The organism is Fibrella arboris, assembly GCF_041321095.1.
GTDB classification, from domain to species: domain Bacteria; phylum Bacteroidota; class Bacteroidia; order Cytophagales; family Spirosomataceae; genus Fibrella; species Fibrella arboris.
Window position 1 is genome coordinate 1 of sequence record NZ_JBGGWE010000019.1, and the last position, 12,542, is coordinate 12,542.

The following is a 12,542-nucleotide window of genomic DNA, read 5'->3' on the forward strand; positions in this document are numbered from 1 at the left end:
CGCAATTGGCTAAATCGGTGATTGATCTGTTAGCTCAGTTGCGAGCTAATCCCAAACTCATTACTGCTTTCTTTCGCAAGAAGGAGGTAGGTTTCTTTACAGACTAATTCACGCATCAATAATGGCGCTATTTCCAACGGTGCCATACACATAGATCTCAGCAAACCCACCATTGACGCCATAAAGCGTTGTGTTGATATCACCTGAGTTATTGGTCACGCCTATTGACCATGTCGTAGACGGTGAATTTGGTGTATACGCAGCCAGATAGTGCGTACTCCCACTTGGCGTAGCTGCCGGACCTGAATTTGGTGAACCATCAAACGTGATGCTACTGACATAGGGCGTGCCGACCCCAACCTGTAATTTAGGGTTGGCAGTATAACTACACACGTCGGTTATAAAAGCACTTATGTAGCCAATGCCAGCCGTGCTACCATAATTGACTGTTACGTTGGTCGCATTGGTATTGGCTATCGAGTGCGGGCCGGTTACAGACCAGTTGACCGAATAAGCATTCGGCAACGTACCTACGATTCCGTACGTCCCTGACTGGTTGTAGCAACCCTAGGCGTTACCAGACAGTGTACTCGATACAGACGGTGGACTTGGCCGGTTCACGGCTATGGTTCTGGTTGACTCCACTGCCGAGGCATCGTTGCGTGTCGCCTTCACCTGAATTGTCCCGCCAGTTCCTGCCGAGGTGGTGGCTGTGATGGTATTCGTATTTTGGCCGCTCGTTATTGTCCAGCCAGGTAGGTTCGACAAATCCCAGGCGTAGTTCGTTGCGTTCGTAGCGGCCCCAACGGACAAGGTGACTGTCTGAGCACCACAGCCAACTGACTGTGGATTGGCCGAAGAACTGTTCAACGATAGTGTTCCAAGCGGTCCCAAGTAGCGGATTGGCGCAGAGTAACTAACTGTTTTCCCATCACTTGCAGAGTAAAAACAATCACTCAGGGTTGCTGTCAATGAACCAGTGCCAGATACGTTTAAAAATTTGGCAACATAATGATCTGTCCCGCTAAGTGTAACACCTCCGGGCAATGCGGCTGCCCCAGCAGCATTTGTACCTTTCCAAGTCACTTCGCAACCATACGTACTATACGCATTTTGCGAATCAAATAAAAAGTCAATATCCTTAGCGGGTTCTACGGATTGCGTGTATAACCCTCCAACAGCAATGAGCTGCTGAGCCATAGATGAGATATGGCTAAATAATAAAAGAACCAAGGCCAATGATGATAGTAGAAATTTTACAGGTTTCATAAAAAATTGAGCGTTTAAATTGTTAGAAATCACTAGTATTATTTTGTAAAATCTTCAGTGGCTAACGCAAAAAAATTTCTATTTATACCTGATTTACAGTAAAGCAAAAGGCAGCTGCTATGTCAGCGACTCAATGTCAGCGACAGTGAAGGAGTTGGCGATTTGGCGTCCGACCAATTTCCAATTGTCATTTTGTTGCATTCATTGGTATAGATTAGTGCTGCAATTGAGTAGAGTGTGTCAGTTTTATGAACAAAGGCAATCCTTAAAGTGTCTTTGTCAAGCCGGAACAACTTTTGATCAATAACCTTGTTTTGTACCCCCGATATGAATAGGTGATAGGGGTCATCGATTCGGCCTGATTTATCGAATGAGATTTTACCTGTATAGTTTCCTTTTTCGCTCGGAAAAGTAGAATCACTTGGCAGTACAAACGTTGAATTTTAATCCCATTGACCAATAATGTTCTGCTCAGGCGCGGGTGGTGTACACTGGTTAAAGTCGTTCTTACAAGCGTATAAGAGAACTGTCGAAATGACAGCTAAGAACAGACGGTTTGGCCATCTGTGGCCTGGAAATAGCCTCTTTTTCATAGTAGTGCTGAGTAAGGTAATTTTTCACTTTACGAACATATACCCGGATTATGCTCTAACGATTGAGCAGCGGCAGAATAATTTCATTTCGCGTTGCCTGTAGGCGTTTAGAAGAGTCTGCACCCGAGTATACATTGAATCGAAGCTAAACAACCATAAGGTCTGGACACAAGAAAGCCCGATCAGTGATGATCGGGCTTTTTAGACGTAGTCCTAACTACGGGCCTACTGTTTCTCCAGTACGGCCAGCCAGTTGGCATACGCTTCCTGGTAGGCCTGATGCACGCGTGGATCAGGGTCGAGCGTTCGTACCAGGCTCAAGCCGCTGAACGCTTCTTCGCGGCTGTTATACTGGCGTATACCCAATCCGGCGCCACGCGCAGCTCCCTGAGCCCCATCTGTGTTGTAGAGTTCAACGGCTGCGCCCGATAGGTTGGCGAACGTGCTGCCGAAAAGTGGACTGAGGAACATGTTGGCCTCACCTGCCCGAACGGTTTTCAGCCCTACGCCTACCTGTTCCATGACCTGTATGCCGTAGTAAAGCGCAAAAACGATACCTTCCTGCGCTGCCCGTAGCAGTTGGGGCAGGCCATGACGCGTCAGGTTCAGGCCCTGGAAAGTGGCTCCCAGATCCCGATTTTCCAGTACGCGCTCGGCCCCATTACCAAACGGCAGACAGACCAGTCCATCGGCACCAATGGGTGCTTTCTGCGCCATTTCGTTCATGCTTCCGTAGCTCAACGTTTTCTGAAAAAGCGTATTTCGTAGCCAGCTGTTCAGGCTACCCGTTCCATTCACGCAAAGCAACACCCCATAACGCGGTGCTTCGGGCGTGTGGTTTACGTGCAGGAACGTGTTCACCCGCGATTGTGGGTCATACTGCGCCTTGTCGCTCACCCCGTATACCACACCCGACGTACCGGCGGTAGCGGCAATTTCACCCGGCTCGAAGACATTCAGCGACATCGCATTATTGGGCTGATCACCCGCCCGGTAGGTCACTGGCGTACCAGCCGCCAGGCCGGTTTCGGCGGCGGCAGCGGCGGTCAGTCGTCCCTGCTCACCAAAGGTGGGGCGAAGGGGCGGCATCAACGATGAATCGAAGCCGTAGTACTGCATCAGAAATTCGGCAGGGCGGTTCTCCAGAAAATCCCACAGGATGCCTTCTGAGAGCCCCGAAGCCGTGGTCACGACCTCACCCGTCAGGCGAGCCGCCAGGTAATCGCCCGGCAGCATGAAATGCGCGACGCTGGCATACACATCGGGCTGATTCTCTTTCACCCAGGCCAGTTTAGCGGCGGTGAAATTACCCGGCGAATTCAGCAAATGGCGCAGTACCCGATCCTGGCCGAGTGCGTCGAATGCCCGTTGCCCATAAGGCACCGCCCGGCTGTCGCACCAGATGATCGATGGCCGCAAGACATTCAGGTGAGCGTCTGTAACAACGAGGCCGTGCATTTGATAGGAAATACCGATGGCCATAATGTCGGTAGCGGTAGCACCCGACGCGTTCATGACGGCCCGTATGGCCTGTGTCATGTTGTGCCACCACAGATCGGGCTGCTGTTCGGCAAAGCCTGGCTGTGGGGCCTCAATGGTCATTTCACTGTCGGGGAAGAAGGCTGAGGCGACAGCCTTGTTGGTATCGGCATTAACTAAGCAGGCTTTAACTGACGAACTACCGAGATCGAGTCCAAGAAGAAACATGGGGGTGCTATTAAATGGTCATTGACTGGTCATTAAGCGGCCGTTCAACTGTTACGCTACCAGTGACCGCCAATGCCTACGTACCGACTATGGATTAAAAATGTTATTTTCGGCTGATTATACCCGTCTCAATGCACAAACAAGCCGTTTTTATTGGAGATGTTCACGGCCGCCGGTACTGGCAGAACATAGTAAAAACCTGGTTGGACCATGCCGATCAAATTGTTTTTCTAGGCGATTTTCTGGACACGCACGACCCGGAAATGACGACCGGCCGGATCGACACCAACTTCAGGGAGATCATCAAACTGAAGCGTGCTCATCCCGACAAAATTAGGCTGCATCTCGGAAACCACGACTTTTATTATTTCTACAACAATCCGATGTTCATCGGGTCGGGATACCGCGAAGATGCGGCTGAAGAGTGGCACCGCCTGCTCCAGAAGAACGTTGATCTGTTTCGGATCGCTTCCCGCTTCGATCAGACGCTGGCCAGCCACGCCGGGTTCACGAACTGGTGGGTCGGCCAGTTTCAGGCAGCCCACGAACGAAAAACGCGGCAGGCGCTCGAGCTGGACAACCTGGTGCCCACGCTCAACAACTGCCTGAAGATCGTTTCACCAGATGCCTATACGAATCTGATTGCTACGGTAGGCGTGAAACGGGGGGGGCTATCGCCATCGGGTGGACCAATCTGGTGCGATCAGCGGGAACTACAGGCCGATCCGCTTACTGGTTTTAACCAGGCGGTTGGCCATACTCCGCAGCCGGGCGGCCGGTATTCACAGACCCACGCTGCCGGCGGTGAATGGCTCACCTTCAACGACCTGGGCGAAGCCCCCATTACGCAACCGTTCGTTTTACTGTACGACAAGGCAGACTAGGCTCCATAATTCGTACTTTTGCCCCCTCAATCCAGCTTTACTCATGCAGCAATACCACGACCTGCTTCGGCATATTCTGGCCAACGGTGCGCGTAAAACCGACCGTACCGGCACCGGAACCCTTAGCGTATTTGGTTACCAGATGCGGTTCAACCTCCAGGAAGGGTTCCCGTTGTTAACGACCAAGAAGGTCCATACCAAGTCGATCATTCACGAGTTGCTGTGGTTCATTAAAGGCGACACGAACATCAAATACCTGAAAGACAATGGCGTGAGTATCTGGGACGAATGGGCTGATGAAAACGGTAATCTGGGGCCAGTCTACGGTAAACAATGGCGCAGATGGGAATCTCTGGCGCAAATAGAGCCTCAAATTCGTCCCTACGAAGAACCAAAAATAATTTCTCCTTATCCATTACTTGCAGAAATCGACCTGAGCTTGAATCATTCCGGCCTGGTGGGCCAGGTATTTCCGTCACAGAACTATGGTCAGTTTCGGGTGATAAAAGAGTACCGTATTGCTCGCGAAGACGTACCTACATCGTATCATACCCGCTTCGTTGTCAAGTTTTTAACAACGGGATTCGTAGTCGATAATGTCGTAGCCTCTGCACTAAAGGGGGGCTTGGTAGAAGATTATTACTATCCAGCCGTTGATGGCGTTGCCTGTCTGGGTGAACCAGCTTGTCAGAGTGACCCGGATTATGAGTTGGTCAAACAAACGTGGTATGGTATGATAAACCGCTGCTACGACAACAAACACGAAGGGTTTAAGAACTACGGCGGAAAAGGTGTGTTCGTAGACAGTCGGTGGCTGATTTTCTCGAATTTTCTGAAAGACATAAAACGTTTGCCTAACTGGAACTTAAAGAAGACGTACCCAGATCAGTACACATTAGATAAAGATTTTTCGGGTTCAAATTTTTATGGGCCAACGACATGCTATTGGGCTAGCAAAGAAGAACAATCCCTGAATCAGCATGACATGGTTCCTTTTCTGGCTATCAGTCCAGATGGAACAGAAACATATTGTATTGGAGCGAAACACATTGCCCGGCTTTATCAACTTAATGCAGAGAGGATCAGGGCTTGTTTATTGGGTGAAGCAACGGAGCATAAAGGCTGGCGTTTCACCTATGTCAATACAGACACATTACTACGGGTCAGGATATTTGACCAGCTAAAATGGTTAATGGCCGAGTTAAAGCAAAATCCCGATTCGCGCCGCATGATTATCTCAGCCTGGAATGTGGCCGATATTGAAAAAATGGCGTTACAACCTTGCCATTCATTCATTCAATTTTACGTGGCCAATGGTAAACTCTCCTGCCAGCTTTACCAGCGCAGTGCCGACGTGTTTCTGGGTGTTCCGTTCAATATCGCCTCTTACGCCCTACTGACGATGATGGTGGCGCAGGAATGCGGCTACGAAGCCCACGAGTTTATCTGGACCGGCGGCGATACGCACCTCTACAGCAACCACCTGGAACAGGTCGAAACGCAGTTATCGCGTTCCTTCCGGCCCTTGCCAACCATGCGCCTGAACCCTGACGTTACCTCGGTGTTTGATTTCACCTATGCCGACTTCACGTTAGAAAACTACGACCCCTGGCCCGCTATCAAAGCACCGGTCGCCGTCTAGCCAGGTACGTTCCTGTTGATTTCATGAACATCCTGCTTGTAAAAATTACGCTCATGCCCGTCGTGATTGGCCTGGTAACGCTGGTCAGTCGCCGCTGGGGCCATAAAGCAGGTGGACTCATTGCCAGTATGCCCTGGATAGCCGGGCCTATTCTGCTGTTTCTTATTCTCGAGCACGGTAAAAGCTTTGGTATTCAGTCGGTCCCCGGAATCCTGATCGGCATTCTGTCGTTGATCGGGTTCTGTTACTGCTACGCCCGACTAGCTCCATATGTTACAGGCATTTGGTCGTTGTTGCTCTCGTATGTTGTTTTTGTGCTGATAGCCCTGCTGTTCAGTGCCATTAAGCTCAGCTTACTCACTAGCTACGGGCTGGTCATGGGAAGCGTTTTGGCGGCGTTACGTTTTTTTCCGGTACCCGCAGTCACCTCAGCAGCCGTCAGGCGATTACCGTTCGATCTGCCCATTCGCATGGTGGTGGCTACCCTGTTTGTTGTGGGCATTACCGGGCTAGCTGCCGTACTGGGGCCAACCTGGAGCGGCATTTTAACGCCTTTCCCTATCATCACCTCTATTCTGGCAGTATTCACTCACTACCTTCAGGGCAGCGGGGCGGCTATTGTTACGCTGCGCGGCATAGTGATGGGGCTACTGGGTTTTACCACTTTTTTGTTTCTACAGGCCTTTTTCCTGCCCATTTTTTCGGTCGGCGCCTCCTTCTTTTTTGCCTTACTCATCAACGGAACCATCAATTTTATTGTCAGCAGAAGGGGCTAATGACTTCCTTCTGCCCACGACAACGGTTAACCTATGCATATTCATCTGAACACCAGCATTCCGGTTACGTCGGCCACCATTTGGCCGCTACAAAAAGGGCAGTCTCTTCCCGCTATAGCGCAGGCAGCGCAGGCTGATTTCAAAGGCGATCTGCACGAAACACAACTGCTCTACGCCCCAGGTGGTCAGAAGCACTGGCTGCTGGGCCTGGGCCAAGCGCCATCGGGGCAGGATTATTTCCGGGCCCTTCGGAAACTGACGTATGCCCAAAAGAGCAGGTTTCCAACCTCAGTGCATCTCGACGCCACTGGCTTGTCGGCAGCAACGGTAGAGGCGATCGTGCTGGGTACGTTGGGAGGTGGTTACAACTTGAAACTGTACCAGACAGGCAAACCAGAGGCTGTGCCTTTCTATAGCTCACTGGGCGAACTGCACCTGACGGTTGCGGAGGCTGATCACGACATCATTCAGCAGGCCATTGACAAGGCGACCATTATCTGGGAAGCGCAGCGGGCCATGCTCGATTTGATGAATGCTCCCTCGAATTACAAAACGCCGCAGGTGCTGGCCGATTGGGCGGTGGCTTCCGGGCGTTCTTATGGGTATAGCGTTACCGTGTTGGATCACGACGAACTGGCGCGGCAAGGGTACAACGCCCTGCTAAGCGTTGGGCAGGGCAGTGAGAACCCGCCCATGCTGCTTGTCTTGGATTACAATCCGGCCATTGCAACGGGGACTACCGTGGGATTGGTCGGGAAAGGCGTAACGTTCGATACCGGCGGGCTATCCATTAAGCCATCGGCCAACATGCACCTGATGAAAAGCGACATGGGTGGCGCGGCCGCCGTGCTGGGTACGTTGGAAGCCGCCGCCCGGCTGCACATTCCGCGGCGGATCGTGGGGGTTATTCCAACTACCGAAAACGTGGTGGATGGCATGGCTACCAAACCCGGCGACGTGATCACTTCGTACATCGGCAAAACGATCGAAATCATTGATACAGATGCTGAAGGCCGGGTGATCCTCGCCGACGGCCTGGGGCACATGGTTCGGCACATTCAGCCCGATGTACTTATCGACCTGGCTACGCTTACGGGAAACGTCATTGCCGCCCTGGGGTATCAGGCGGGCGGTTTATTCACGCAAAATGAGGAACTGTCGGCGCAGTTACAGCAGGCCGGCGAACGCACGGGCGAACGGCTCTGGCGCCTGCCGCTCTGGGATTCGTACAAAGATGACCTTACCTCTGATGTAGCCGACGTAAAGAATTTCAGCGGCAAACCCATAAACGGCGCCATTGCCGCTGCCAAATTCCTGGAGGTATTCACCGAGAATCATCCCGCCTGGGCCCACCTCGATATTGCGGGTATGGCCTTTGCCGATTCAGAATTCGGGCAGCAGAAAAACGCCACCGCCTTCGGTATCCGACTGCTTATCGACTACCTGATGCAAGGTGTTCATTAGTCTGGTGAGTTGGTCAACTGTCAAGACTGGTAGCCGCTTATAAGTACAACACCCGGTATTTAACAGACCCGTATAGCCGCCAGAAAACAGACAGGAATGGGGTAGCCACAGCCGTTAACATAGCTTCTTTTGCGGCTTCCCACGTACCTGATTCCGACGGAGCAGGCCAACGTTCAACTGCCAGCCACGCCGTTAAGCCTATATACATAGCCACACTTGCCAGCAACAGAGGCACGTACCCAACGATCGCGGCGACCAGCGATACCGCCATACTGATGATGGTTGTATAGTAACGCGCCACCATCACTTCATCACGCGGCATACGTTGCCGAAATAGATCGGGATGGCGTTTATACAGTAGCGCGTCGTACCGGTTCTGCTGTTCGTTGGTCAGAACAGTGTACCGATTGGTAGCCCGAAACGGCCGGATCACTACCGCTTCGGGGCATTTTGCGATGGGAACGCCTAGTTCGAGCAGTTTAAACTGAAGGTCCGCATCAACGCGCCAGGCGAGGTTAAACGACTCTTCAAAACCACCTACCCGTTGCAGCGCGGTGGTCTGGCAGAAGCAGTTGGCGGCCAGAAAATCGCTGGTTTCCACCACGCGGCTCATCATGCGCTGCGACCCGGCCTGCCGAACGGGCCGAGCCGTTCGAACAGTACCGGTTACAACCTGCGCTCCGCGCATAAACATCCGTTGGGCCGCAACGAGCCAGTTCGGCTGGGGCAGGCAATCGTCGTCGGTGAAGGCAATGTATTGCCCTCTGGCTGCGCGCCACCCTCGGTTCCGGGCGGCGGCCAGCCCCATCGGCCGCGGTTGCGCCAGGTATCGGACTTCAATATGACTCCTGTGCACAAAGGCAGCGACCAGAGCGGCTGTCTCCGGGTTATTGGCCTCATCGACCACCACGATCTCAAATTGATTGCGGGATAGTTGTTGTTGCCCTAATGCCTGAAGACAGGTCAGTAACCGATCGGGCGGATTAGCAGTGGGAAGTACGACAGTAAAGTAAGGATTCATAGCCGTTGAGTGTTAGTAGGATCTGTTGACTAAGGACAATTGACATGCCGGATTAGCCATCGAAAAACGATTTCCCACTAAACGCCGTCGAAAGGCTTTCAGAAATTGAGTCAACGGGCTTTTTATTAGCCTACACCAGGCTGTTTCGATCGGTGATTCCTGCAAAGTCGTTGGCACTGTAGAAAGGGTGCCGCATTAATTCTACATTCCGTAGCGCAGGGGCACCCATTTCAGTCGGTGCCAGTCTGGCGGTTTAGGTACATCCAGGCACAGCAACCAGTTGTAAGGGCACCCTATTAATCAGAGCAGACGCTTTCCGCCTTAGTCAATACGTAATCGGCGGGTTTGCCGGGCGGCATCAGCGGACTTCAGATCAATGACATATCGTTTGGGAGTCAGCAAGGGCAGGGGAACAACCAGTGGACCTGTCTGTTTTTGAAGCCGCTGCTGAAACACCGGCCTGCCCGGCTGGCGGTCAGAGTTATTTGTTGTGCTTGCTGAAGTTTTTCGACGCGGTCTATCTGGAGGGTTATCCGCCTGGCCGACGCATCGGTTACGGAGCCTTCAATGACGAGTATGGCCTGATTTGCTGCGTTTCCGGGAAATAACTGAAGGTCTCGCGGGATTGTCCGAAACACGATACCCAACTGCCCCAGGGCAGACAACGAGCCGCTCACCAACAGGAGGAACGAGTAGCTATACTTCATAAAGTGAGGTTTTTCAGCTAAAATTGCAGACTTATTTTCGCTGGAAACGTGACGCGTAACCCATTAAGTTAACTAAATGATGGGTTAATATACGTTCAAACAAAAAGAGCATTCCTGCTTTTTTTTAAACGGTCTTTTATGAGCGGCTTGTCCGTAATTATTCTCACTCACAACGAGGAAAAGCACATTGCCCGCTGTCTGGCTAGTTTACTGCCGATCACCAATCAGATCTTCATCGTCGATTCGTTCTCAACAGATCGTACCGTAGCCATTGCCCGGTCGATGGGAGCCGTTGTGGTTCAGAACCCGTGGTCGACCTATGCGGTTCAGTTCAACTATGGCATCGCCCATACGCCTTTTCAGGGCGACTGGCTCATGCGGATGGACGCCGATGAGTACATTCTGCCCGAACTGGCTGAAGAAATCAATCAGCGTCTGGCGTCAATACCAGCTGATGTAAGCGGCATTTACGTAAAACGGCGGGTTATGTTCATGAATCGCTGGATCAGGCATGGTGGCTACTACCCTATCTGGCTACTCCGGCTATGGCGGCAGGGCCAGGGTATCTGCGAACAAACCTGGATGGATGAGCACATAAAGCTGGCTAATCAGCCGAACGTACCCGGAGGAGCGACCGCTGCCCAAACGATCCGGTTCAATCATGACCTGGTAGACCACAACCTCAATAACCTGACCTGGTGGACACAGAAGCATAATAATTACGCTACCCGGGAGGTTATCGACCTGTTGAATATCCGGTATAATTTCGATGAAACGGTCCGGGTAGCCCCCCGTTTGTTTGGCACCCAGGAAGAGCGAAAGCGGTATTTGAAAGAACGGTACGCTACCTTACCCTTGTTTACGCGCCCCATTATCTATTTCCTCTTCAGGTACGTTGTTCAGCTGGGGTTTCTCGACGGCCGGAAAGGGTTTGTCTGGCATTTTTTGCAGGGACTCTGGTATCGTTTTCTTGTTGATGCCAAACTGATGGAGGTCTACAACCGGGCTGGCCACGATAAAAGCGCCATTATTGCCTATTTCAACGATGAGTACGGAAGAGACCTCACAACCGGTGTCCGCTAGTGCCGGGCAAACCGACCTGTCGCGCTACAATAATGACTGGTATAAACCCGGCTCCCGCTGGAAAATTCTGCTGTGGCACTTCACCAACGCCTGTCTGTTCAATTCGTATGCGCCGCTCCCATCGGGCCTAAAGGTCAAGCTATTACGTGCTTTTGGGGCCACTGTTGGCGTAGGCGTTATGATTAAGCCAGCCGTCAATATCAAATATCCGTGGTTACTATCTATAGGTAATCACGTCTGGATTGGAGAAGGTGTATGGATTGACAATCTGACACACGTAACCATTGGCAATCATGTCTGTCTTTCACAGGGAGCTATGCTACTGACGGGTAATCATAACTACAAAGCCGTGGCTTTCGACTTACAGGTGGCCGCCATTACCCTTGAAAACGGCGCCTGGATTGGGGCCAAAGCAACTGTTTGCCCTGGTATTCGGGTTGGGTCGCACGCTATACTTTCCGTGGGTTCGGTTGCCAATCGGTCGCTGGATGCCTACACCATTTACCAGGGCAATCCGGCAGTGGCCATCCGTAAACGCACGATCAACTCATGACCGTTTCGATCATTACGGTAGTGTTCAATGGAGCTGCGACTATTGCAGAGGCCATCGAATCGGTACTGGGGCAAACATATCCCCATATCGAATACATTATCATCGATGGGGCGTCGACCGATGGCACGCAGGAGATTGTGGCCCGCTATAGTGATCGGATCAGTCAGTTTGTGTCTGAACCTGACCGGGGCTTGTACGATGCCATGAACAAAGGTATACAACGGGCCACCGGCGACATTATCGGTATTTTAAACGCCGATGATCTCTACCGCCATACCGACATCATCAGCCGGATTGTGGATACGTTCAGCCAACAGGAGGCCGACGCCGTGTATGGGGATCTAGTGTATGCCCAACGGGAGGCTCCCGATCGTGTGAAGCGTTACTGGCAGGCAGGCAACTACAAACCTGGTGCTTTTTTACGCGGCTGGATGCCCCCCCATCCCACCTTTTTTGTACGTGCCACTATTTACCAACGCCACGGATATTTCACAACGAGTTTACGATCGGCAGCCGATTACGAACTCATGTTGCGCTTCGTTCACAAGCACCAGATTCAGGTGGCTTATCTGAATGAGGTGGTCGTTGTGATGCGGCTGGGTGGGGTCAGTAATAGCAGTCTGGCCAATCGGCTACGCGCTAATCGGGAAGATCGCCTGGCTTGGCAACTGAATGACATGAAGCCTAACTGGTTCACTTTATGGCTAAAACCGCTCCGAAAAATTGGTCAATTCTGGCAACGAACCGAACCGACCGTACGATAAGCCCTGGCGGAACATTACGCGAATGAGCTTGTCATTAACATAAAAAGTACAATTTTTGTAGACTGAGTACCAGTAAAGT

General features: G+C 51.8%; 11 protein-coding genes and 2 pseudogenes. 9 read left to right on the forward strand and 4 right to left on the reverse strand.

Annotation, left to right across the window (positions count from 1 at the left end; genetic code table 11):
• Positions 1 to 108 precede the first annotated feature (108 nt).
• From ACAW75_RS23860 to ACAW75_RS23870, 3 genes are all read right to left on the reverse strand, one after another.
• Positions 109 to 525: a hypothetical protein gene (locus ACAW75_RS23860; protein WP_370731292.1), complete on the reverse strand. Its 417-nt coding sequence runs from the start codon at positions 523 to 525 to the stop codon at positions 109 to 111.
• A gap of 42 nt (positions 526 to 567) precedes the next feature.
• A complete protein-coding gene (locus ACAW75_RS23865; protein ID WP_370731293.1) occupies positions 568 to 1,269 on the reverse strand; it encodes a PKD-like domain-containing protein in 702 nt (233 codons plus the stop codon).
• Positions 1,270 to 2,087: 818 nt separating this feature from the next.
• A complete protein-coding gene (locus tag ACAW75_RS23870; protein ID WP_370731294.1) occupies positions 2,088 to 3,569 on the reverse strand; it encodes a xylulokinase in 1,482 nt (493 codons plus the stop codon).
• 131 nt (positions 3,570 to 3,700) lie between these two features.
• On the opposite strand from ACAW75_RS23870, the gene ACAW75_RS23875 reads away from it, so the two are divergent.
• The 5 genes and pseudogenes from ACAW75_RS23875 (at position 3,701) to ACAW75_RS23895 (ending at position 8,335) form a co-directional block, all read left to right on the forward strand.
• A complete protein-coding gene (locus ACAW75_RS23875; protein ID WP_370731295.1) occupies positions 3,701 to 4,453 on the forward strand; it encodes a metallophosphoesterase in 753 nt (250 codons plus the stop codon).
• A gap of 43 nt (positions 4,454 to 4,496) precedes the next feature.
• Positions 4,497 to 4,799: pseudogene (gene thyA / locus ACAW75_RS23880) on the forward strand (thymidylate synthase); the annotation flags it as partial.
• Between the two features lie 828 nt (positions 4,800 to 5,627).
• Positions 5,628 to 6,095: pseudogene (thyA, locus tag ACAW75_RS23885) on the forward strand (thymidylate synthase); the annotation flags it as partial.
• A gap of 23 nt (positions 6,096 to 6,118) precedes the next feature.
• Entirely contained in the window at positions 6,119 to 6,871 is a 753-nt protein-coding gene (locus ACAW75_RS23890) for a hypothetical protein (RefSeq protein ID WP_370731296.1), read from the forward strand.
• Positions 6,872 to 6,904: 33 nt separating this feature from the next.
• Positions 6,905 to 8,335 carry a leucyl aminopeptidase family protein gene (locus ACAW75_RS23895; RefSeq protein WP_370731297.1) on the forward strand — a complete coding sequence of 477 codons (1,431 nt, stop codon included), beginning with the start codon at positions 6,905 to 6,907 and terminating at the stop codon, positions 8,333 to 8,335.
• Positions 8,336 to 8,372: 37 nt separating this feature from the next.
• Here the strand turns inward: ACAW75_RS23895 and ACAW75_RS23900 are convergent, their stop codons facing one another.
• A complete protein-coding gene (locus ACAW75_RS23900) occupies positions 8,373 to 9,356 on the reverse strand; it encodes a glycosyltransferase family 2 protein (RefSeq protein WP_370731299.1) in 984 nt (327 codons plus the stop codon).
• A 419-nt stretch (positions 9,357 to 9,775) separates the two neighbouring features.
• Between ACAW75_RS23900 and ACAW75_RS23905 the strand changes: the two genes are divergently transcribed.
• The 4 genes from ACAW75_RS23905 (at position 9,776) to ACAW75_RS23920 (ending at position 12,463) form a co-directional block, all read left to right on the forward strand.
• Positions 9,776 to 9,964, forward strand: coding sequence for a hypothetical protein (locus ACAW75_RS23905; protein WP_370731300.1), 189 nt, complete (start codon positions 9,776 to 9,778; stop codon positions 9,962 to 9,964).
• A 237-nt stretch (positions 9,965 to 10,201) separates the two neighbouring features.
• On the forward strand, positions 10,202 to 11,146 hold the full coding sequence (locus ACAW75_RS23910; protein ID WP_370731301.1) for a glycosyltransferase family 2 protein: 945 nt from the start codon (positions 10,202 to 10,204) through the stop codon (positions 11,144 to 11,146).
• Complete coding sequence (locus ACAW75_RS23915; RefSeq protein ID WP_370731302.1) at positions 11,109 to 11,699, forward strand: WcaF family extracellular polysaccharide biosynthesis acetyltransferase; 591 nt, start codon at positions 11,109 to 11,111, stop codon at positions 11,697 to 11,699. Before ACAW75_RS23910 ends, ACAW75_RS23915 begins: the two co-directional genes overlap by 38 nt.
• Complete coding sequence (locus ACAW75_RS23920) at positions 11,696 to 12,463, forward strand: glycosyltransferase family 2 protein (RefSeq protein WP_370731303.1); 768 nt, start codon at positions 11,696 to 11,698, stop codon at positions 12,461 to 12,463. Before ACAW75_RS23915 ends, ACAW75_RS23920 begins: the two co-directional genes overlap by 4 nt.
• Positions 12,464 to 12,542: the final 79 nt, after the last annotated feature.

Excerpts from the sequence above, each read along its gene's own strand:
- ACAW75_RS23900 (WP_370731299.1), bottom strand. The coding sequence starts at position 9,356 with ATGAATCCTTACTTTACTGTCGTACTTCCCACTGCTAATCCGCCCGAT.
- ACAW75_RS23865 (WP_370731293.1), bottom strand. The coding sequence starts at position 1,269 with ATGAAACCTGTAAAATTTCTACTATCATCATTGGCCTTGGTTCTTTTA.
- ACAW75_RS23920 (WP_370731303.1), top strand. The coding sequence starts at position 11,696 with ATGACCGTTTCGATCATTACGGTAGTGTTCAATGGAGCTGCGACTATT.
- ACAW75_RS23915 (WP_370731302.1), top strand. The coding sequence starts at position 11,109 with ATGAGTACGGAAGAGACCTCACAACCGGTGTCCGCTAGTGCCGGGCAA.
- ACAW75_RS23895 (WP_370731297.1), top strand. The coding sequence starts at position 6,905 with ATGCATATTCATCTGAACACCAGCATTCCGGTTACGTCGGCCACCATT.
- ACAW75_RS23870 (WP_370731294.1), bottom strand. The coding sequence starts at position 3,569 with ATGTTTCTTCTTGGACTCGATCTCGGTAGTTCGTCAGTTAAAGCCTGC.
- ACAW75_RS23875 (WP_370731295.1), top strand. The coding sequence starts at position 3,701 with ATGCACAAACAAGCCGTTTTTATTGGAGATGTTCACGGCCGCCGGTAC.
- ACAW75_RS23890 (WP_370731296.1), top strand. The coding sequence starts at position 6,119 with ATGAACATCCTGCTTGTAAAAATTACGCTCATGCCCGTCGTGATTGGC.
- ACAW75_RS23910 (WP_370731301.1), top strand. The coding sequence starts at position 10,202 with ATGAGCGGCTTGTCCGTAATTATTCTCACTCACAACGAGGAAAAGCAC.